The organism is Stenotrophomonas sp. YJH_SMC_20 (assembly GCF_059367845.1).
Genome location: NZ_JCAFRG010000003.1, coordinates 91195 through 112599, shown reverse-complemented (window position 1 = coordinate 112599; position 21405 = coordinate 91195). Strand labels below are relative to the sequence as shown.

The window sequence follows — 21405 nt, the reverse complement described above, 5'->3', positions numbered from 1 at the left end:
GAGCCCGTGACCGATATCGGCCGACGCCGGTTGTTGCAGGCCGGCGTTGCCGCCGGCCTTTCTCCGCTGCTGCCCAGCATCGCCCGGGCCGCAGCGATCGCCCCTGCCGCGCAGACGCGCAGCCTGGAAGACCTGCAGCACATCGTGGTGTTCATGCAGGAGAACCGTTCGTTCGACCACTACTTCGGCACGCTGCCGGGGGTACGTGGCTTCGGTGATCGGTTCGTCGCCCCGGCCGCCGCGCTGCAAGCCGGTGGCCGCACCCGCAGCCTGTGGCTGCAGCCCGATGCCAGCGGCACGCGGGCGATCGCGCCGTTCCCGCTGGATACCGCCGCGCACTTCGGCTACATGCGCGTGGAAGGTACGCCGCATACCTGGCCCGATGCGCAGCGCGCCTGGGACCACGGCCGCATGGGGCGATGGCCGAAGGCCAAGCAGAACCACTCGATGGGCTACTTCCAGCGCAGCGACCTGCCGTTCCAGTTCGCGCTGGCCGATGCCTTCACGATCTGCGATGCGTACCACTGCGCGATGCAGGCCGGCACCAACCCGAACCGGGTGTTCCTGTGGACCGGCCACAACGATGCACAGGCCCGTGCCGGTGGCCCGGTAATCGCCAACTCGCATGACAACTTCCCCGAACACGGCGGGCATCCGGCGTCGTACCGCTGGACCAGCTATGTCGAGCGTCTGCAGAAGGCTGGCGTTTCCTGGCAGATCTACCAGGACATGGCCGACAACTTCACCGACAACCCGCTGGCCGGCTTCGAGGCGTTCCGTCGTGCCTACAGCGCGGCACCCGGACATGATCCGCAGCTGCGCGCACGCGCTGTCAGCACCCGTGGCCTGCCACAGCTGCGCCAGGACGTACTCGACGGGCGCCTGCCTCAGGTCAGCTTCATCATCGCCGATGCCGCCGGCAGCGAACATCCCGGCCCGTCCAGCCCGGCCCAGGGCGCGGCCTATACCGCGCGCGTGCTGGATGCGCTGACCGCCGATCCGGAAGTGTGGAGCCGCACCGCCCTGCTGCTGATGTTCGACGAGAACGACGGATTCTTCGACCACATGCCGCCACCGGCCCCTCCCTCACCGGTGAACGGTGGATGGGCAGGTGCCTCGTCGGTCAGTACCGAGGGCGAGTATCACCGTCATCCCGCACCGGGCGACGAGAAGTACGATGCCGCCGAACTGCGCGGGCGCCCGTATGGTCTCGGTCCGCGTGTGCCGCTGTACGTGATTTCGCCGTGGAGCCGCGGCGGCTGGGTCGATTCGCAGGTGTACGACCACACCTCGGTCATACGCCTGATCGAACGTCGCTTCGGCGTGGCCGCACCGGACATCTCGCCGTGGCGCCGTGCGGTCTGCGGGGATCTGAGCAACGCGTTCGACTTCGCCCAGCGTGATACCCGTCCGTTCGTGCGCGGCCTGCCGGACATGAGCGCGGTGGCCGCGCGTGCCGCCGCCCTGCCGGGACGCACCGTGCCCGCGTTGCCCGAGGGACTGAAGCCGGCGAAACAGGAAAGCGGTGTACGCCCGGCGCGTGCCCTGCCCTACCGGCCGCAGGCATCGATCGCTGCGGTCGACGCTGCGGGCGTGGACCTGACGTTGTCCTGCGAAGGCGCAGCGGCTGTGCTGCATGTCTACGACCGGCTGCGGCTGGATGCGGTGCCACGCCGCTACACGCTGCTGCCCGGTAGGCCGCTGCGCGAGCGCTGGCCGCTGGATGCCCAGGGCCGCTATGACCTGTGGTTGCTCGGCCCGAACGGCTTCCACCGCCACTTCCAGGGAGCGGCCACGGGTCCTGCCGTGCAGGCTTCAATCGATCGCGTCGATGACCAACTGCGGCTCCGCCTGCGCAATCTGGGTGACAGTGCACAGCAGGTGCGCGTGCACGGCGGCGCCTATGCAGGACACATGCCCGAACAGACATTGGCGCTGCCCGCACATGCGCAGACTTCATTGGCGTGGGATGCTACGCCTACCGCCGGCTGGTATGACCTGCGCGTCAGCGCGGGTGGGAGTGTGCTGCGTTTGGCCGGCCGCGCCGAGGATGGGCGCCCCGGCACCAGTGACCCGGCGATGGGCACCGAGCCGCTGCGGTTCGAGCACGATTGAAGAATCCCTGTAGAGCCGAGCCCATGCTCGGCTGCTTTCGCCCTGGTCGCATTGCCCCGAAAAAAGCAGCCGAGCGTGGGCTCGGCTCTACAGCGCAGACCGGTAGATTCAGGCCTCCTGCAGCCCCGGCCGGCCGTGCTCCACCGCGTAGCGCTTCCAGCTCTGCAGCGCGCCATTCGGCTGCATCACGGTATCCAGCGTCTTCATGTCGCCGATCCACGCATCGCGGGTGACATCACACAGCACGTAGCCACGCTTGTCGGTGGTCGCCTTCAGGTAGGGGCTGTGGGCAAGCTGGTTCCTGGCATACGCGTCCACGCCCTGGCCGTCGGCACCGGAAGTGATCGAGGTGGCGAGGAACTCGCTGGAGACCACGCCCGAGTCACGGTGGTCCTGCACCAGATCGCTGGCATAGTGGCGATGCGCGTCGCCGCAGGCGGTCACCACGTTGCCGAAGCCCACCTTCTCGATGTGGTCGAGCAGGCGCCGGCGGCTGTCCAGATAGCCCGACCACTGATCGTCGGACGACTGCACCACCCCATCCTTCTCGCGCATGTAGTTGCCCAGCGCCACCTGGTGGGCGATGGTGTGCCAGCGCGGTGCGGCATCGGCCAGGCCGTCGAACAGCCAGCGCTCCTGCTTCGCCCCCACAATGCTGCGCTCCGGCGATTCCACTTCCTCACGCAGCGCCATGCTCACCTGCTTGCTGCGGTACTGGCGGGTGTCGAGCAGGTGCAGGTCCATCAGCGTGCCGTAGCGTGCACGTCGGTACATCTGCATGTGGCCATCGCGCGGGAATGCCGAACGGCGCAACGGCATGTTCTCGTAGTAGGCCTGGAACGCCTGCGCGCGGCGCAGCAGGAATACTTCGCTGGGCGTGTCATCCTGGTCTTCGGCGCCGGCCCAGTTGTTGTCCACTTCATGGTCGTCAAAGGTGACGAACCACGGTGCCGCCGCATGCGCGGCCTGCAGGTCGGCATCGCTCTTGTACTGGGCGTAGCGGCGGCGGTAATCATCCAGCGTGTAGATCTGCGGGCCGACGTGGTTGCGCAGGTTGGTGAACGGCTGTCCGTTCATCTTCCGCAGGCCCGGCTGGCTTTCGCCTTCGTAGATGTAGTCACCGTAGTGGAAGACGAAATCGAGTGGTTCCTCGGCGATGCGTCGCCACGCGGTGTAGTGGCCTTCTTCGTAATGCTGGCAACCGGCCACCACGAAGCGAACGCGATCCACCGCTGCCGTGGCTGCCGGCAGCGTGCGCGTGCAACCCACTGCGCTGGCGTGGCCGCCTACGGTGAAGCGGTACCAGTAGGGCCGTCCGGGCGCCAGCCCGTCCAGCTCCACGTGCACCGCGTGGCCGAGTTCGGGATGCGCCATTGCCGAACCCTGGCGTACCACCCTGCGCATGCCTTCGTCTGCTGCCAGCTGCCACTCGACCACCATCGGCCGGGCCGGCATGCCACCGCCGAACACCAGCGGCTCGGTCGCCAGCCGTGTCCACAGCACCATGCCATCGGCCGAGGGATCACCCGAGGCCACGCCCAGGGTGAAGGGCGTGCTGGCAAAGCGCGGCTTGGCCAGCAGGTTGCGCGGGTTCAGCGCGGTGGCATCGGCCTGCGCGGCCAGCGCGTGTGCCGTGCCCATCCAGGCGCCGGCAGCAGACAGGCCGGCCAGGGCCAGGAATCGCCTGCGATTGATCGTATCCACGGCGCTGCCCTCAGTTGTAGATGATGTGGAAGTAGAAGAAGCGGCCGTAGTCGTCGATCTCGGTACGGAAGCGCCCATTCGGGCCGGTGCTGTAGGTCGGCTGGGTGTTGAACAGGTTCTTGGCTTCGTACTTCAGCGTCACGTGCCTGCCGACCTTGTGGCTGAAGGCCATGTTGAACGTCATGTACGGGTCGTAGTACGAATCCAGCCATTCGGTGTCACCGAAGTCGACCAGCATCCGGCTGCGGTAGGTTCCGGAAAGGCGCAGCTGCGCGCTCCTCCACGGCATGCGCCAGATCACCGAACCATTGAGCGACCAGTCCGGCTGGTACAGCAGGCGATCCAGGCGGCGCGCGGTGCCATCACTGATGCGGTAGTCGGTCTGCCCTTCCAGCCGCGTGGCGTTGAAGTACATGTCGAAGCGCTGGCGGCCCCACTGCAGGTTGCGGTTGGCCACCGCGAACTCGACACCGCGCAGCTTCGACTCATCGGTGTTCATCGGCTGGGTGACCCGATAGCGGGTATCACCCACGTTCTCGAAGGTGGTCAGGGTGTAGATGTCGTCCTTGATCACCTTGTCGAACAACGCCACCGAGACCAGGCCGTTGTTGCCGTTGAAGTACAGGTCCCATGCAAGGTCGATGTTGGTGGAACGGCGCGGCTGCAGATCGGCATTGCCCTGCTTGATGGTGCAGAAGCCCCTGCCCTCCTCGTCATCGCCACAGCTGGTGCTGGTGGCCTGGGCGATGTTGCTCGGCGTCGGCCGGCCCAGCGTGCGGCTGGCGGAGAAGCGCAGGCGCTGGTCCTCGGTGAGCTTGAAGGTTGCGTTCAACGAGGGCAGCAGGTTGTTGTAGCCACCGCTCGTGTTGCGGAACGCAGAGGTATAGGTAGCGCCGCCATCATCGCTGAACGGACTGTAGGCATCGAAGCGGGTGTGGTCGTAGCGCAGGCCGCCGATCAGCAGCAGCCGGTCCCAGGCGTAGTGCGCGGATACATAGGCATTGGTGATGTCCTCCACGTACTTGTAGTCGCTGGTGAAGTTGGCATTCGGATACGCCGCATTGTTGCTGCCCAGTTTCGGCAGCAGTTCCTCGGTCCACTTGCGGTTGTCGATCAGCGGGAAGCCGGGCACGCTGCCCAACAGCGTCGATCCCGGATACAGGTAGTCGTTGAGCGTGGCGCTGCTCTTGAAGTAGTCGAAGTCGATGTCCTGCCAGATCTTCAGGTGGCGGTACTCGGCGCCGGTGGCCAGGCCGAAGCCACGCGCATCGGCGTCGATGTTGTAGCTGAAATCGGCGCGCAGGTTGTCGATGCTCTCCTTGGCATCGCGCGGGGAGACGTAGGCCTGCGCCGGATTGAGCTTGAATGCGGAACTGGTCAGCAGGCTGGAATCGGAAACCGCCACCGCGTTGGGGAACCCGTGGCTGTCGTTCTCGTAGTCGACGAACAGATTGCTGGGGTAGGCGCGCACACCCCAGTAGACCTGGTTGTTGTGGAAGGTCTCTTCGGTATGGCCGCCACGCAGGGTCAGCCGCGAACGGTCGCCCATGTCCCAGTTGAAACTGGCGATGGCACCACGGTTGCTGCGGTCCCAGCGGTCGTGACGGTTCTTGATGTAGATGCTGTTGATCTGGGTGGTGCCGCTGTCCTCGGTCTGGTTGCGGATCGGGAACTTGGCATTGCCGTACAGATCGGTCTTGTTCATCGTCGAGTTCTCGTAGAACCGGTACGAGTACAGCAGCAGCGATGCGTAGAACGGATCATCCGAGGGCTTCCACTCAAGCTTGGCGGAGCCACCGAAGTTGGTGATGAAGTTGGTATAGGTGCCGGTGCTGAAGTTGCCAGGCGCACGCAGCCCGTTCCAGCCCTTGGCCTCGTCCGGACCGGTGGTACCGTCGGTGAGGTATTTGCCAGCGTCGTTGTAGTAGTAGTTCGACTCCACCCAGCGCTTGACGCTGTTGCGTGAACGCTGCTCGTAGCGTGCCACCGCAACGATGCCGAACTCCTGGTCGGCGCCGAACTGGTTGGAGAACACCATCTTGGCGCTCTTGCCGAAGTGGCCCAGAGTCTCGTGGTTGCCGCCTGCGCTGCGCTCGACGTTGGTCTCGGCGGTGGAATAGATGCCCGCCACATCGGCAAACACGTACTTGCCGGACCGGTCGAAAGCACTGCGGCTGATGATGTCGATCACGCCGCCGATCGCATCCGGTGCCTGCTCCGCACTGAAGCTCTTGTAGATGTCGGTACGGGTGCCGATGTCGCTGGGAATCAGCTGCAGGTTGTTCATTCGCTCGCCGGAGCCACTGCCTCCCACGCTGGCAATCGCGATGCCATCGATGGTGGTGTAGTTGAGGTTGGCCTGTACGCCGCGCACGGTCACGTAACGTGGCTCGCCGGCATCCTCCACCGCACTCAGGCCTGGAGCGGCCATCAGGCTCTCGGCCAGGGTCTCGTCGCCGTAGCTGTCCATCTCGTCGTACACCACCGAATCCTTGATCACCGGTGAGCGCTTCTTCTGGTCGATGACCTCATGTGCAGCAATCACCTTCACCGTGTCCAGGGTCGGCGCCACCATTGCCTCGGCCTCGCGCGGCTTCGGCGCGGCCGGCTTCGGTTGGTTGCGTGCTGGCGCCGGATCGATGGCGATGACATTGCCATCGACCACGGTGTACCCCAGGCCGGTACCGGCCAGCAGCGCGTCCAGCGCCTGCCTGACGGTGGCACCGCGCGGCACGGCACCGGCCATGCGGGCATCACCGCCGGCCGAGTACAGGAACTGCACCCCGGAACTGCGCGACAACTGCTCCAGCGCACGCGCCAACGGCTGCGCCGCGATCGGCGTGGATACACGCGCCTCCAGGCCATCGGCACCGGCGGCGAAGGCCAGCGGCACGCTGCAGGGAGACAGGGCGAGGATGATCGACAGGTAGAGCGTGTTGCGCATCACGGGTCCTTGGAAGAGAGAGAAGGCAGCAGGCGCCGCTGCGTGGCTCGGCAGCGGCTTCTCCCAAGTAAGAGCCCGCATCCACCGAAGTGGAGAACGCGGATTCGATGAATTTTTTTTGACAGTCCACGGCCATTTCGGCCTCAGCGACTGCCAACCCGCACGGTGTCGCCTTCGCGCCTCACCACGAAACGCGGGTCGCGTTCGAGGAAGGCCTGCAGCGCACCGATGCGATGCGCATCGAGACTGCCCGACAACCGTGCCGATGCCGCGCCTTCGTCCAGCACGCGGACCTGCACCTGGTTGTGCCGGTTGAAGGCAGCGGCCACCTCGTCCAGCCGCTCATCCAGGAAGGACACCTTGCGTTGCTGCCAATCCAGCAGCATCGACAATGGCAGGTCCAAGGACTCGACCGCATGGCTGCCCGCGTCGACCTGCACCACTCGGCCTTCGCCCAGCTGCGCAAGACGCCGGGCGTCCGCACCCTGGCTCCATACCTCCACCTCGCCGGAGACCACGCCGATGCGCGTGCTCTGCAGCCGTCGCGATACATCGAATACCGTGCCGATATCCCGGATCTCCAGGCCGTTCACCTGCACCTCGAACGGACGGCGGTCGCGGGCGATGTCGAACGTGGCCTCACCCTGCAGCAGCTCCACCTTGCGGCTGAACCAGCCCATGCGTACCCGCAGGCGGCTGTCCGCGTTGAGCTGCACCTGGGTCTGGTCGGGCAGCACCAGGTCGCGAAGTTCACCCTGTCCGGCACTGTAAAGCTGCTCGGTGGGCATCACCTGCGGAACCAGGCCCACGCCGAGCAAGGTGATACAGGCTGTGGCAGCTGCTACCCACCAGCGCGCACGACCGCGCCGCGGCACAGCGCGCGGCGGCGCGTGCACGCCACCGAACAGCGGCACCACCTTGGCCGACGTCGCCTCCCGCAGCGGCGGCGCCTCGTCAGCCAACGACGATTGCAGCGCTTCGCCCACCTGCCGGTGCAACGAGAGGACGCGCAAGTAGGCGCGCACATGCTCCGGCGAGCGCTTCATCCAGTCCAGGAACGCGAGGCGCCCGGCCTCATCCAACGGCCCCTCGCGGTTGCCCAGGAACCAGTCCATGGCCTCGCAGGCGATCGTGTCGTCGGCCACGGGCGATGAGGTCCGGTTCATGTGAGCTCCCTGGCGCCCAGCACCTTCCTGCAGGCCTCCAGCCCCTTGCCGATGTGCTTGCGCACCATGTGCACCGACACCTGCAGCTGCTGGCTGATTGCCGGGCAGTCCAGCCCGTCGCGGTAGTGCAGCTCCATCACCCGCCGCGTGGTTGCCGGCAGTCGTGCGATGGTGCTGCGGATATCGTTCCAGCGCTGCGCACGCTCGAAATCACCTTCGATGTCTTCTTCGCTTTTCAGCACTTCGGCCAGCAGGTCGACGTCTTCCAGCGGCGGCAGCGACGACCGCGCGCGCGCATGCTCGCGCGCCAGGTTGGCCGCCACGGTGAACAGGTAGGCTTCCGGGTTCTCGACAGCATCGGCATCCTCGCCGGTGCTGCGCAGCAGGCGCAGGTAGACCTCCTGCGCCAGGTCTTCGGCATCCTCGCTGGCCGAACCGCGACGCAGGAAGAAGCCACGCAGCAGCCGGCGCCGCAGTTCGTAGCTCTTCTCCCAGATCCTCACGCTGTTCACGGCCGGCCAACCACCCCGAGGCTGGAAAGCCACGCAGGGTGACCGCCATCGATGACAGTGGCGTTTCAACGACCGGCAGGCAGCCGCTAGAATGCGGCCCCTGCAATGTCCCGGCAGCCCGCACAAGGAGTGCTCCCATCAACGCACGCACCGCCATCAACACCTTCAGCAGCCTGCTGTTCCTGCTGCTGGTCGCCCACACCACCGCCTACCAGCAGCAGATGTGGCCGCCCAGCCGGGTCATCCATGTGCATCCGGTGATCGTCGTCCTCGCCTATGCGCTGGGTGTGCTCACGCTGCTGTTGTGGATCGGCGGTCGTCGTGCACCGGAACCCGCCCAACGCCTGGCGCGCTGGTTGCCCATCGTCGCCTGGTGCCTGCTGGGCGTCGGCGTGGCGATCATCCCGGTGTTCCTGCCGGGGCTGTCCCCGGCCTGATCAGCGGCCGCGCCCAGCGCATCGGCCCATGATACGGCGCGCGGCACCAACCCTTGCTTGCCAGAGACCCAAGCCCTGCACGCCTACCGAAGCGTGGGGGGCAGGCCTACGCTTGTCTTCTCGGTGGCCGCCACGGTCGCCCTTCGCGTCACGGCGCCCGCCGTTGCGACCCCGCTCCAGTGCTGTGCGCCCTGCCGGTGTTGTCGCCCAGGCAGACGTCCGACCGGCGCCCTCTGGAGACAGCCATGAACCAAGCCCTCATTCCCTTCGATACCGATCCACTGGAAACCCAGGAGTGGCGTGAATCGCTGGAGGCGGTGATGCAGGCCGGCGGCCGGCCGCGCGCGCACTACCTGATCGACCAGCTGAGCGATCTGGACGCCCGGCAGCACGGCGACCTGCATACCCGTGCCTGGACCGCCTACGTCAACACCATCCCGCCCGAGCGCCAGCCGGCCTACCCGGATGACCTGGCCATCGAGCGCCGCCTGAACGCGATGATCCGCTGGAACGCGATGGTGATGGTGCTGCGTGCCGGCAAGCACTCCAACGTCGGCGGCCACATCGCCACCTACCAGTCGGCGGCTGTGCTGTACGACGTGGGCTTCGATCATTTCTTCCGTGGCCGTACTGACAGCTTCGACGGCGACATGATCTACATCCAGGGCCACTCCGCGCCGGGGATCTACGGCCGCGCGTACGTGGAAGGCCGCATCGATCCAGCGCGCATGGACAACTTCCGCCGCGAAGCCGGCCGCGAAGGCCTGTCCTCGTATCCGCACCCGCGATTGATGCCGGAGTTCTGGCAGTTCCCCACCGTTTCGATGGGGCTGGGCCCGCTGACCGCCGCCTACCAGGCGCGCTACATGCGCTACCTGGAATACCGCGGCCTGAAAGAACACCAGGGCCGCAAGGTCTGGGCCTTCCTCGGCGACGGCGAGATGGACCAGCCCGAATCGCTGGCGGCAATTTCCCTGGCCGGCCGCGAGCGGCTGGACAACATCGTGTTCGTGGTCAACTGCAACCTGCAGCGCCTGGACGGTCCGGTACGCGGCAACGCCAAGGTCATCCAGGAACTGGAAGGCACCTTCCGCGCGGCCGGCTGGAACGTGATCAAGCTGATCTGGGGCAGTGGCTGGGACGACCTGCTGGCCCGCGACCACAGCGGCCTGCTGCGCCAGCGCATGATGGAATGCGTGGACGGCGACTACCAGACCTTCAAGTCGCAGAGCGGCGCCTACGTGCGCGAGCATTTCTTCGGCCGCTACCCCGAGCTGCTGGAGCTGGTCGCGCACATGAGCGACGACGACATCTGGGCGCTGGCACGTGGCGGCCATGATCCGCAGAAGGTCTTCGCTGCCTACCAGCAGGCGGTGAACACCCGCGGCCGGCCGACAGTGATCCTGACCAAGACGGTCAAGGGTTTCGGCATGGGCGAAGCCGGCGAAGGCCAGAACATCAACCACCAGCTGAAGAAGATGAGCGCCGATGCGGTGCGTGCCTTCCGCGATCGCTTCAACCTGCCGGTCAGCGACGAGCAGCTGGAGGACATGCCGTATCTGCGACCGGAGCCGGGCAGCCCCGAGGCGGCCTACTTCGCCGAGCGCCGCCGCATCCAGGGCGGCCAGCTGCCGGCGCGGCTGGCGAAGGTCGATCCGCTGCCGCTGCCGCCGCTGTCGATCTTCAACACCCAGCTGCAGGGCAGCGGCGATCGCGGCCAATCCACCACCATGGGCTTCGTGCGCATCCTCACCAGCCTGCTGAAGGACCCGGAGCTGGGCAAGCTGGTCATTCCGATCGTGCCCGATGAATCGCGCACCTTCGGCATGGAAGGCCTGTTCCGCCAGATCGGCATCCATTCGTACCTGGGTCAGTTGTACACGCCGCAGGATGCGGGCCAGCTGAGCTACTACAAGGAAGCCAAGGACGGCCAGATCCTGCAGGAAGGCATCAACGAATCCGGTGCGATCTGCTCGTGGATCGCCGCCGGCACCGCCTACAGCAACCACGGCCTGGCCACGATTCCGTTCTACATCTTCTACTCGATGTTCGGCCTGCAGCGCGTCGGCGACCTCGCCTGGGCTGCAGCCGATGCGCGTACCCGGGGCTTCCTGCTCGGTGCCACGTCGGGCCGTACCACGCTGATGGGCGAAGGCCTGCAACACGATGACGGCCACAGCCACGTGCTCTCGTCGGTGATCCCGAGCTGCGTGTCCTACGACCCGACCTACAACTACGAGCTGGCGGTGATCATCCACGACGGCCTGCGCCGCATGTATGTCGAGCAGGAAGACATCTACTACTACATCACCGTACTCAACGAGAACTACCCGCAGCCGGCACTGCCCGAGGGCGCCGAGGCCGGCATCCTGAAGGGCCTGTACCTGCTGCATCCAGCAGCCGCCGGCAACGCTCGGCAGCCACGCGTGCAGCTGATGGGCAGCGGCGCGATCCTGCGCGAAGTGGAAGCCGCGGCAGACCTGCTGCAGCAGGACTTCGGCATCGCCAGCGATGTGTGGAGCGCGACCAGCCTGACCGAACTGCGCCGCGATGGCCTGGCTGCCGAACGCTGGAACCTGCTGCACCCGGCTGAGGAACCGCGCGTACCCTACGTGCAGGAGTGCCTGCAGGGCCATGATGGCCCGGTGGTGGTGGCCACCGACTACATGAAGATCGTCGGCGACCAGATACGTCCCTTCATCAACGACCGCCGCTTCATCGCACTCGGTACCGATGGCTTCGGCCGTTCCGACACGCGTGAGTCGCTGCGCACGTTCTTCGAAGTGGATCGCCACTTCATCGTGCTGGCCGCCCTGAAGTCGCTGGCCGACGAAGGCCGCATCGAACGCTCGCCGATGCAGGAGGCCATCGACAGGTACGGCATCGACGCCGGCAAGCGCGACCCGGCCGCGGTATAAGGCTGCTGCATTCACCACGCCCGCTGTGCGGGCGTGGTGCAGGCGGCGCCGCTACGGTATTCGCTTGAACAGATTGGTCTGCAGGATCGGCGTACCGTCGTGACCGTAGAACGCCTTGGTCTCGGTCATCGTCGTACGGTCGGCCGCCACGGTATAGATGCGGGTGGAGGCCGGCGTGCCGTGGTCCACCAGCTGCATCACCAGGGTGTTCGGCGCCGGCAGTTTCAGGTTGGCCTTGTCCGCGCCGTAGGTGCCGGACAAAGGCCCCGGCGTGCCGTCGAGGGACAGCGTGCCATCGGACTTCATGGTCCTGCCGTCGTGCAGCACGATGTCGACGTGCGAACTCCAGCGTCCACCCCCGGCATCCTTGAATTCCAGCACCACCTGTTTCGGGCGCTGCGCCTCGGGCAGCGCCGAGGTGGCAATGTCCAGCGACCAGCGTCCCAGCACCGGTGAGGGCGAAGCCTCCACGGCCAGCGCCGGAACGGCGGCCAGCGAAAGCGCAGACAACAACACAGCGGACAGCAGCTTCATACGTTGCTCCGTTTCCGTGAAGAAGATGCTGCGTGAAGCGCTGTGGGGCGCAGCATCCGGATCGTGCACAGCATCGGCGCCCCGCACAAGGCAGAGCGCTGAACGGCCGGCAACCTCATTCGCGCCTCTCGTGTGTTCGGCCTCGCGACTAGAGCCAAAACGCCCTTGTTGCCCGCAATAGTTACGTTATAACATTTCACGCAATCTTCACGGAGCGTGTCATGCGTCGCCATCTGCTTGCTGCTGCCATTCTGTTCGCCGTCCACACCGCCCAGGCCGCAGACGAACCCACCCTCCCCACCCTCCAGGTCCAGGCCTCCCAGCCCTCGCGCATCGACACCCGGGTCACTGTCGACAACCCACATGCGCAGAACCGCACCCTCGGCGGCCTGCTCGAACACGTCTCCGGCGTGCAGAGCAGCGCCTTCGGGCCAAACGCGGGCGCTCCGGTCATCCGCAGCCTCAGCGGCAACCGCGTGCAGATCCTGCAGGACGGCCAGTCCATCCTCGGCATGAACGCGATCAGCGGCGACATCAACATTCCGTTCGATCCGCTGTTCGTACGCAGTGTGACCGTCAACAAGTCCTCCGACACCGTGCGCTACGGCGGCAATGCGATCGGAGGCAGCGTGGAGATCGATCCGGGCCTGATCTCGCGCAGCATGGAAGACAAGGACCAGTCGATGGAACTGGTCCTGCGCAAGGGCTTCAATGCTGCGGACGCGCAGGGCTTCCGCATGAACTTCAACAACCAGCGCAACGTCTCGACCAACCTGCAGGTCTCTCGGCAGCGCATCTCGCACTACGACATCCCCGGCAACAGCAAGGCCAGTGTCTGCAATACCCGACTGTTTCCGCCGACCGGCGGCGTCAACTCGGCGCTGGCCGACAGCTGCCAGAAGGAGGCGCGCGTCCAGCAGATCTACAACAATGCCTCGCAGCCCTACATCGACCAGTTCATGACCGAGAACCCGGACTGGGCCGATGGTGATTTCTCGTTCTACACCAACAACCCGACTTCGGTCTGGCAACGCCGTACCTATATCAATCCGGTCAATCCGGCCTATGTCGCCGGCGCGCCGTCATACGTACAGAAGCAGATCAACAATGATGTGACGCCCGATTACCATCACCGGTTGGGCAACAGTTACGCGCGCAATTCGCAGGTGGCGTTCGGGTCGACCCTGTTTTTCGACCGTGGTTACGTGGGTGTCAGCATCGATGCCAAGGACAGCGAATACGGCGTGCCCGGGTTCTCGATGCAGAACCTGTCGTTCGGTTCCAACTACGCCAACGCATTGCCGGTGGGCGTAGTGATCGAGCAGGAACGCTACGCACTGGAAGCCCTGTTGCGTGATCCGCTGCCGTGGTTCGAGCGCGCCGAACTGCGTGTTTCGAAGCTGGACAACACCTCGGGCGAACGGCTGGGTGCCACCCGGGCCAACGACTACGATTTCGAGAGCACCCAGGCCGAACTGCTGTTGAGCCATCAGCGTGTCGGTCCGCTCAGCGGCCTGCTCGGTTACAGCCACCAGTCGCGCGATGTCACCGGCAGCGGCTCGCTGCGCTACCTGCCTGACGTCGACACCCGCAGCAACGCGGTGTTCCTGAAGGAGACGCTGGACTTCGGCTGGGCCAGTTTCGACGCTGGCGTGCGCCACGAGCGCGTTGACCATGACCTGCAACCAAGCCGCTTCAAGACCGCGCGCAATGCCGCCAACACGAAACTGCAGGACCGCGACTACCGGCTCAACAGCTACGGCCTGGGTTCGTATGTCGAGCTCGGTCCGTTGTTCGCCGCCAAGGTGCGCTACTCGTCCTCGCAGCGTGCACCGGAGATCAACGAGTTGTATGCGAGCAACGCGCACTACTCGGTGATGACCCAGGAAGAAGGCAACCAGAACCTCGAGCCAGAGCGCGCGAAAAACCTGGAGCTGACCGGCCTGTTCCATATCGGAGGGTTCGAACTGTCGGCCACCGCGTATCGGATGAAGTACGAGAACTATCTGTACCTGGGTTACTCGGGCGTGCAGACCGCCAACCGCCTGCCGCTGAAATACTGGAAGCAGACCGACACCACGGTGAAGGGCTTCGAGATCGACGCATCGCAGGCCCTGGACCTTGGCCGCTATGGCACGTTGAACATCTCCGCCTTCGCCGACCTGGTGAAGAACAAGGCCGATCACCCCGATTCGCTGCGTGCCCACAACGACGGCGAGTACCTGCCGAACATGCCGACCAACCGCTACGGCGCCAATCTGCAGTGGCAACGCGAGGGTTGGAAGGCGCAGCTGTCCAGCACCTACTACGACACGCAGAAGTACCTCGGCCGCAACGTCAGCGAGGAAGTGCCACTGGATGCCTTCAACCTGGTCGACCTGCAGGTCAGCCGTGAGCTGCCGGTACGCAACAGCTACATCGCCGGCATGGAGGTGTTCGTCAACGGCAGCAATCTGCTCAATGAAGAAGCACGCCCGCACAACTCGCCGTTGAAGTACATCGCGCCGTTGCCGGGGCGTGGTTTCCAGGTGGGGGTGACGGTTAGGCTCTGACGGTCAACCGATGGCGCCGCCCGCGGTTCGATGAACTGCGGGCTCGGCGTAGTGGCGGCAACGTTGCGCTTCAAACCCGGTCTGATCCACCATCAGCAGAAAATGGAGATGGGAATGAACTGGATGCGCCCCCTGTCACTTGGCCTGTTGCTGTGCCTGTCATCCGGCGCCAACGCGGCCTCCGCCATCGTCTACGACGACGATGGCCGCTACGGCTACGCCATGAACCACAGCACGCTGTCGGCTGCGATGCAGCGCGCACTGCAGCACTGCGCCGTTCGGTCCCGCAACTGCGCGCAGACTGCCACGACTACCGCGGTGGGATATTCGGCGATCGCTACCGGCACCGTCGCCATGGGCTTTGCACTTGGGGAAAAGACGGCGGACGCCGCACAACGCAAAGCGGAAAGAATGTGCAGGCAACGTGCCAATGACTGCACACTGGCAATTCTCTGGCGCGAAACGCCAAGCGGCATTGCGCCGCCCGCTCATCCGGGTCATGCGGTGCCGGAGCCCAGGCTCTATTCCTCGCCCGAAGTCGGGCAGGACGCGGCTGGCACCACCCACTAGGCCTGCACAACGCCCGTGCGGCGCGGCCGTGTGTTACCGCGTTGAACAAAGAAAAACGCCTGCAGATCGAGGATCTGCAGGCGCTTCTTTATATCTGGCGGAGTGAGAGGGATTCGAACCCTCGATAGAGCTTTTGACCCTATACTCCCTTAGCAGGGGAGCCCCTTCGGCCACTCGGGCATCACTCCGGGGTTTTCTCCGCATCTGGTGCGTTGCACCTCAGCGGGGCGTGAATCATAACGTTAATCGAGTGCGAAGGTAAAGCGTTATTCGGCAGAATTTTCGCTACCGGTGCCACCGGCTTCATCACCACGCTGGATGCGCTGATAGATCTCTTCGCGATGCACAGCGACGTCCTTCGGCGCGGTGATGCCGATACGCACCTGGTTACCCTTGACGCCAAGCACGGTGACGCTCACCGAGTCACCGATCATCAGGGTTTCGCCGACGCGGCGAGTCAGGATCAACATTTTTGTAAGTCTCCATGGAACCGTGTGGAAGGGTATCCCCCACCGGCTTGACGCTCCGTCAAGAAGCGCTACCACGACAAAGGGAAAAGATTCGCAATGGTACCGTCAGCCGTCCCGCTCCTACAAGGAGGGGGACGGCCAGGTTCATCACAGGCGGGGGCTGACCCATTCGACGACCGCAGCCAGCGCGGTGGCAAGGGCGGGCCCGTCCTCGCCACCACCCTGGGCGAGGTCCGGGCGTCCGCCGCCCTTGCCCCCGATCTGACTGGCGATATGGGACAACAGTTCCCCGGCCTTGACCTTGCCCATTGCGCTGCCGTTCACACCCGCAACCAGGGCAGCCTTGCCGTCCTGGGCACCGGCCAGCACGATCACCGCATCGCCCAGCTGCTGCTTCAGGCGGTCCATGGCGTCACGCAGGGCCTTGGCATCGAAGCCCTCCAGGCGGGCGGCCAGCACCTTCACGCCGGCAACCTCGACGGCCTGGCCGGACAGGTCGGCCGTGGCGCCGGCGGCGACCTTGGCCTTCACGGCCTCCAGTTCGCGCTCCAGCTGCTTCTGGCGCTGGCCGAGGGCACGGATCTTCTCGACCACGTCGGCGGCGCTGCCGCCGAGCAGTTCAGCGGCTTCGGCCAGGCGGGCCTCCTCGGCGTCCACGTAATCCAGGGCGCCCTGGCCGGTGACCGCCTCGATACGGCGCACGCCGGCCGAGACACCGCCCTCGGAGGTGATCTTGAACAGGCCGATGTCGCCGGTACGGTTGACGTGGGTACCACCGCACAGCTCGGTGGAGTAGTCACCCATCTTCAGCACGCGCACGTGCTCGCCGTACTTCTCGCCGAACAGGGCCATCGCGCCGAAGTCCAGCGCTTCCTGCATGCCCATGGTGTGGACTTCGGCCGCGTTGTTTGCGCGTACCTGCTGGTTGACCTTGCGCTCGATCAGCGCCAGTTCTTCCGCGCTGATCGGCTGGAAGTGCGAGAAGTCGAAACGCAGGCGGTCCGGCGCGACCAGCGAGCCCTTCTGCTGCACGTGGGTGCCCAGCACTTCGCGCAGGGCGGCATGCAGCAGGTGCGTTGCCGAGTGGTTGAGGATGGTGGCGCCGCGGCGCTCGCCATCGACCTGGCCGGACAGCACATCGCCCACTTTCAGGCCGCCGTCGGACAGGGTGCCGACGTGGCCATGGAACTGGCCAGCGAACTTCTGGGTGTCTTCCACCACCAGGCGCACGCCGTTGCCGGCAAGCACGCCCGTGTCACCGACCTGGCCGCCGGATTCGGCGTAGAACGGGGTCTGGTTGGTGATCACGATGACCGAATCACCGGCATCGGCCGACTGCACCGGACGGCCGTCCTTGAGCAGGGCCAGCACGCTCAGGCCGTCGGCCTGCAGGCGGTCATAGCCCAGGAACAGGGTCGGGCTGAGCGTTGCCACCAGCTCGGCCGGCAGGGTCACGCCGCCGCCGAACTTGCCGGCTGCGCGTGCGGTCTCGCGCTGCTGCTCCATTGCGGCGTCGAAGCCGGCGATGTCGACGGTCAGGTCACGCTCGCGGGCGATGTCCTGGGTCAGGTCGAGCGGGAAACCGTAGGTGTCGTAAAGGCGGAAGGCGTCAACGCCCGGGATCACGCCGTTGCTGGCCTTGCCCGCCACGTCCTCGAAGATCTTCATGCCGGCATCGAGGGTTTCGGCGAAACGCTCTTCTTCGGCCTGCAGCGCACGGGTGACGGTGTCCACCGCCGCCGGCAGTTCCGGATAGGCCTCGCCCATCTGCTCGACCAGGGTCGGCACCAGCTTGCTGAAGAACGGCTGCCGCACGCCCAGCATCCAGCCGTGGCGCAGGGCGCGGCGGATGATACGGCGCAGCACGTAGCCACGGCCTTCGTTGGACGGCAGCACGCCATCGACGATCAGGAACGAACAGGCGCGGATGTGATCGGCGATCACGCGCAGCGACTTGTTTTCCAGGTCGGCGGTGCCGGTCAGCTCGGCGGCCTTGCGGATCAGCGCCTGGAACAAGTCGATCTCGTAGTTGGTGTGAACGTGCTGCAGGATCGCCGCCAGTCGCTCCAGGCCCATGCCGGTATCCACGCACGGCGCCGGCAGCGGCACCAGGGTGCCGTCGGGCTGGCGGTCGAACTGCATGAACACCAGGTTCCAGATTTCGATGAAGCGGTCGCCGTCTTCATCCGGCGAACCCGGGGGGCCACCGGCGATGTGGTCGCCGTGGTCATAGAAGATCTCGGTGCACGGGCCGCACGGACCGGTGTCGGCCATCTGCCAGAAGTTGTCCGAGGCGAACGGTGCGCCCTTGTTGTCGCCGATGCGCACGATGCGCTCTTCCGGCACACCGACCATGTCACGCCACAGTTCGTAGGCTTCGTCGTCGGTCTGGTACACGGTAACCAGCAGGCGCTCGGCCGGCAGCTTCCAGACCTGGGTCAGCAGCTCCCAGGCCCAGGCGATCGCGTCCTTCTTGAAGTAATCGCCGAACGACCAGTTGCCCAGCATCTCGAAGAAGGTGTGGTGGCGTGCGGTGTAGCCAACCTGGTCGAGATCGTTGTGCTTGCCGCCCGCGCGCAGGCAGCGCTGGACATCGGCCGCGCGCACGTAGCTGCGCTTTTCCGCGCCGAGGAACACGTCCTTGAACTGCACCATGCCGGAGTTGGTGAACAGCAGGGTCGGATCGTTGCCCGGCACCAGCGGCGCCGACGGCACGATGGTGTGGCCTTTGCCCTTGAAGAATTCAAGGAAATCGCTGCGGATCTGGGAAGTCGTGAATTTGGCGGATGCGTTCATTGGGGGCTGGCAGTCTGCGGGCCGGCGGACCCGGACCACCGGCCGCGTTGGCCAGGGTCGCGAGGGACCGCCGAAAACCTAAAGGGTATCAGGCCCGGCGCCGCCAGTCTCAGTCATCCGGGTCGTAGCGGGTCGCGCGGCGGATGCTGTCGCCGTCGAAGCCCCGTCGGGCCAGCAGATCGGCGGCCTTGCGCCGCTGCGCCAGGTCCTGCGGGCCGGCCTCGCCAAAGCGCCTGCGGACCAGATCGCGAGCATTTTCCTGCCAGTCGCCTTCGTAGCTGTCCATCGCTGCGGCAATCGCGGCACTGTCCAGGCCGTGGGTGCCAAGCTCGGCGCGGACATGGATCGGCCCATAGCCGGTGTTGGCGCGCATCCGCACCAGGTTCTCAGCGAAGCGGGTGTCGTCCTGCCAGCCGGCCTCGGTCAGCTTGGCGACAGCGGCCTGCGCGGCTTCGTCTTCAATGCCACGGGCGGTCAGCTTGCGGGTGAGTTCCTTGCGCGAGTGTTCGCGGCGGACCAGAAGGCCCAGCGCCCGCTGCACGGGAGTCTGCTCACGCGGTCGGCGCTTGCGGCCGGTCGGAATGTCTTCGGCGTCGGACATGGGTACTCCAAGGGTGGCGCCATCCGTGGCACCCAGCCCATCCATGGGCGATTCGAACCTGCGGGACAGGGCGACGTCACTGACGGCGCCGCCCTGCCCCACAGCAAGCCTTACTCGTCGTCGCCTTCGTCGTCACCATCCTCGCGGGCCGCTTCGGCCGGCTGGAACTTCTCGCGCAGTTCTGCCTCGAGCTTTGCAGCGACGGTCGGGTTGTCGCGCAGGTAGCCGCGGGCGTTGTCCTTGCCCTGGCCGATGCGTTCTTCACCGTAGCTGTACCAGGCGCCGGCCTTTTCGACCAGCTTGGCATCCACGCCCATGTCGATCAGTTCGCCCTCGCGGCTGATGCCTTCGCCGTACAGGATCTCAGTGATGACCTGCTTGAACGGAGGCGCCAGCTTGTTCTTGACCACCTTGATCTTGGTCTGGTTGCCGATGATCTCGTCACCCTTCTTGATCGCGCCGATACGGCGGATGTCCAGGCGGACCGAGGCATAGAACTTCAGCGCGTTGCCGCCCGTGGTGGTTTCCGGGCTCTGGCCCGGCATCATCACGCCGATCTTCATGCGCAGCTGGTTGATGAAGATCACCAGGGTGTTGGAGCGCTTGATGTTGCCGGTCAACTTGCGCAGCGCCTGGCTCATCAGGCGGGCCTGCAGACCCGGCAGCTGGTCACCCATCTCGCCTTCGATTTCGGCCTTCGGGGTCAGTGCGGCGACCGAGTCGACCACCAGGATGTCGACCGAGCCCGAACGGACCAGCATGTCGGCGATTTCCAGCGCCTGCTCACCGGTATCCGGCTGCGACAGCAGCAGGTCGTCCACGTTCACGCCCAGCTTGGCGGCATAGATCGGGTCAAGCGCGTGCTCGGCGTCGATGAAAGCTGCGGTACCGCCCATCTTCTGGCACTCGGCGATGGCCTGCAGGGTCAGGGTGGTCTTGCCCGAGGATTCCGGCCCGTAGATCTCAACGACACGGCCCTTCGGCAGACCGCCAATGCCCAGTGCGATGTCGAGCATCAGCGAACCGGTCGGGATGGCTTCGACGGGCTCGACCACGCGGTCACCCATGCGCATCACCGAGCCCTTGCCGAACTGCTTCTCGATCTGGCCCAGAGCAGCAGCCAAGGCGCGCTTCTTGTTCTCGTCCATCGTATTGGTCCTTGCAGAGGTCATGTCGTTGGGGGTGCTGTCTTTGGGGGTCTTCTTTGCCATGGGTTCACTTTAAGTCGGACGTATCGCACAGGCTGAGATTCTGCCCGGCGCTCTGAAAAGAATTATCGGACATCCGTACCAACCTCAGTGGAACCAGAGAATCGCCACAAAAGACCGCGGGGTAATGCGCTATGGAACGGGTCAACGGTTAGGCCGCAGCAGGCCGCAATAGAGGCCCTCGATCGCGAAATCCTGGTCCGGCAGCACCTCGATCGGCTTGTAATCGGGATTGCGCGGCAGCAGGCGGATGCGGTCCTTGGCGATCTTCAGCAGCTTGACCGTGATCTCGTCATCGATGCGCGCCACCACGATCTGCCCGGAATGGGCGTCGCGGGTGCGGTGCACACCGATCAGGTCACCGTCGAAGATGCCCTCGTCGATCATCGAATCGCCCTGCACCTTCAGCAGGTAGTCCGGCGCTGGCGAGAAGAACACCCGGTCCAGCACCACGAAATCGTCCGAGCCGATGTCGGCGCCGATCGGGAGGCCGGCCGCAACCCGGCCCAGCACCGGCAGGCGCAGCACACTGTCGGGCAGGCCCGGCTCGGCCAGCTTCTCGACCGGCGGCGCCTGCACCAGGCGGATGCCGCGCGCCTGGCCCGGGATGCGACGGATCGCACCGGCCTGCTCCAGGGCTTCCAGGTGGTACTGGGCCGCGCGCACGCCCTTGAAGCCGAACGCACGTGCGATTTCAGTCTGCGAGGGCGGTGCGCCTTCGCTCTCGATACGCTCGGCGATCAACTGCAGGATCGCCTGCTGGGTGTCGGTCAGGTCCATGGTTAGTAGTATTACTACTAACGCACACAACTGCAAGTGCCGGGTACGACAGACAGGTGATGGGGATCTGTAGTGCCGAGCCATGCTCGGCAGTTGGG

Annotated in this window: 15 protein-coding genes and 1 tRNA gene; 5 read left to right on the top strand and 11 right to left on the bottom strand. The window is 65.5% G+C overall.

Going from position 1 to position 21405, the window contains the following annotated elements; genetic code table 11:
• The first annotated feature begins 6 nt into the window (after positions 1 to 6).
• Positions 7 to 2115 carry a phosphocholine-specific phospholipase C gene (locus AC5P6A_RS06495; RefSeq protein ID WP_180877865.1) on the top strand — a complete coding sequence of 703 codons (2109 nt, stop codon included), beginning with the start codon at positions 7 to 9 and terminating at the stop codon, positions 2113 to 2115.
• A 108-nt stretch (positions 2116 to 2223) separates the two neighbouring features.
• On the opposite strand, the gene AC5P6A_RS06490 is transcribed toward AC5P6A_RS06495, so the two are convergent.
• The 4 genes from AC5P6A_RS06490 to AC5P6A_RS06475 all read right to left on the bottom strand — a co-directional run bounded on the left by AC5P6A_RS06490 (position 2224) and on the right by AC5P6A_RS06475 (position 8441).
• A complete protein-coding gene (locus tag AC5P6A_RS06490; RefSeq protein WP_180877864.1) occupies positions 2224 to 3819 on the bottom strand; it encodes an alkaline phosphatase D family protein in 1596 nt (531 codons plus the stop codon).
• Between the two features lie 10 nt (positions 3820 to 3829).
• A complete protein-coding gene (locus tag AC5P6A_RS06485; protein ID WP_134735415.1) occupies positions 3830 to 6763 on the bottom strand; it encodes a TonB-dependent receptor in 2934 nt (977 codons plus the stop codon).
• Positions 6764 to 6906: 143 nt separating this feature from the next.
• Positions 6907 to 7929, bottom strand: a complete 1023-nt coding sequence (locus AC5P6A_RS06480) for a FecR domain-containing protein (protein ID WP_134730694.1) — start codon at positions 7927 to 7929, stop codon at positions 6907 to 6909.
• Complete coding sequence (locus AC5P6A_RS06475) at positions 7926 to 8441, bottom strand: sigma-70 family RNA polymerase sigma factor (protein WP_180877863.1); 516 nt, start codon at positions 8439 to 8441, stop codon at positions 7926 to 7928. The genes AC5P6A_RS06480 and AC5P6A_RS06475 overlap by 4 nt, the downstream gene beginning before the upstream one ends.
• A gap of 38 nt (positions 8442 to 8479) precedes the next feature.
• On the opposite strand from AC5P6A_RS06475, the gene AC5P6A_RS06470 reads away from it, so the two are divergent.
• Complete coding sequence (locus AC5P6A_RS06470; protein WP_005409030.1) at positions 8480 to 8878, top strand: hypothetical protein; 399 nt, start codon at positions 8480 to 8482, stop codon at positions 8876 to 8878.
• 245 nt (positions 8879 to 9123) lie between these two features.
• Positions 9124 to 11796, top strand: coding sequence for a pyruvate dehydrogenase (acetyl-transferring), homodimeric type (gene aceE, locus AC5P6A_RS06465; protein WP_495222264.1), 2673 nt, complete (start codon positions 9124 to 9126; stop codon positions 11794 to 11796).
• A gap of 51 nt (positions 11797 to 11847) precedes the next feature.
• Here the strand turns inward: aceE and AC5P6A_RS06460 are convergent, their stop codons facing one another.
• On the bottom strand, positions 11848 to 12330 hold the full coding sequence (locus AC5P6A_RS06460; RefSeq protein ID WP_155029274.1) for a LuxR family transcriptional regulator: 483 nt from the start codon (positions 12328 to 12330) through the stop codon (positions 11848 to 11850).
• Between the two features lie 221 nt (positions 12331 to 12551).
• On the opposite strand from AC5P6A_RS06460, the gene AC5P6A_RS06455 reads away from it, so the two are divergent.
• The gene (locus tag AC5P6A_RS06455; RefSeq protein ID WP_180877861.1) at positions 12552 to 14882 is read left to right on the top strand and encodes a TonB-dependent receptor domain-containing protein; all 2331 of its coding nucleotides are present in this window, start codon (positions 12552 to 12554) and stop codon (positions 14880 to 14882) included.
• Between the two features lie 114 nt (positions 14883 to 14996).
• Positions 14997 to 15452: a DUF4189 domain-containing protein gene (locus tag AC5P6A_RS06450; protein WP_032953406.1), complete on the top strand. Its 456-nt coding sequence runs from the start codon at positions 14997 to 14999 to the stop codon at positions 15450 to 15452.
• Between the two features lie 95 nt (positions 15453 to 15547).
• Here AC5P6A_RS06450 and AC5P6A_RS06445 read toward each other — a convergent pair.
• From AC5P6A_RS06445 to lexA, 6 genes are all read right to left on the bottom strand, one after another.
• Positions 15548 to 15640 (bottom strand) — tRNA-Ser (locus AC5P6A_RS06445).
• Between the two features lie 78 nt (positions 15641 to 15718).
• A complete protein-coding gene (gene csrA, locus AC5P6A_RS06440; protein WP_004152909.1) occupies positions 15719 to 15922 on the bottom strand; it encodes a carbon storage regulator CsrA in 204 nt (67 codons plus the stop codon).
• A gap of 147 nt (positions 15923 to 16069) precedes the next feature.
• On the bottom strand, positions 16070 to 18718 hold the full coding sequence (alaS, locus tag AC5P6A_RS06435) for an alanine--tRNA ligase (protein WP_180877860.1): 2649 nt from the start codon (positions 18716 to 18718) through the stop codon (positions 16070 to 16072).
• Positions 18719 to 18827: 109 nt separating this feature from the next.
• Positions 18828 to 19319 (bottom strand): recombination regulator RecX, encoded by a 492-nt coding sequence (gene recX, locus AC5P6A_RS06430; RefSeq protein WP_021202260.1) that lies wholly within the window; start codon positions 19317 to 19319, stop codon positions 18828 to 18830.
• Between the two features lie 110 nt (positions 19320 to 19429).
• Positions 19430 to 20467, bottom strand: coding sequence for a recombinase RecA (gene recA / locus AC5P6A_RS06425; protein WP_026346904.1), 1038 nt, complete (start codon positions 20465 to 20467; stop codon positions 19430 to 19432).
• A gap of 204 nt (positions 20468 to 20671) precedes the next feature.
• Entirely contained in the window at positions 20672 to 21307 is a 636-nt protein-coding gene (gene lexA, locus AC5P6A_RS06420; RefSeq protein ID WP_005412936.1) for a transcriptional repressor LexA, read from the bottom strand.
• Positions 21308 to 21405: the final 98 nt, after the last annotated feature.

Coding starts and splice junctions, on each gene's coding strand:
- recX (WP_021202260.1), bottom strand. CDS start 19,319: ATGTCCGACGCCGAAGACATTCCGACCGGCCGCAAGCGCCGACCGCGT.
- AC5P6A_RS06485 (WP_134735415.1), bottom strand. CDS start 6,763: ATGCGCAACACGCTCTACCTGTCGATCATCCTCGCCCTGTCTCCCTGC.
- aceE (WP_495222264.1), top strand. CDS start 9,124: ATGAACCAAGCCCTCATTCCCTTCGATACCGATCCACTGGAAACCCAG.
- recA (WP_026346904.1), bottom strand. CDS start 20,467: ATGGACGAGAACAAGAAGCGCGCCTTGGCTGCTGCTCTGGGCCAGATC.
- alaS (WP_180877860.1), bottom strand. CDS start 18,718: ATGAACGCATCCGCCAAATTCACGACTTCCCAGATCCGCAGCGATTTC.
- csrA (WP_004152909.1), bottom strand. CDS start 15,922: ATGTTGATCCTGACTCGCCGCGTCGGCGAAACCCTGATGATCGGTGAC.
- lexA (WP_005412936.1), bottom strand. CDS start 21,307: ATGGACCTGACCGACACCCAGCAGGCGATCCTGCAGTTGATCGCCGAG.
- AC5P6A_RS06480 (WP_134730694.1), bottom strand. CDS start 7,929: ATGAACCGGACCTCATCGCCCGTGGCCGACGACACGATCGCCTGCGAG.
- AC5P6A_RS06455 (WP_180877861.1), top strand. CDS start 12,552: ATGCGTCGCCATCTGCTTGCTGCTGCCATTCTGTTCGCCGTCCACACC.
- AC5P6A_RS06450 (WP_032953406.1), top strand. CDS start 14,997: ATGAACTGGATGCGCCCCCTGTCACTTGGCCTGTTGCTGTGCCTGTCA.
- AC5P6A_RS06460 (WP_155029274.1), bottom strand. CDS start 12,330: ATGAAGCTGCTGTCCGCTGTGTTGTTGTCTGCGCTTTCGCTGGCCGCC.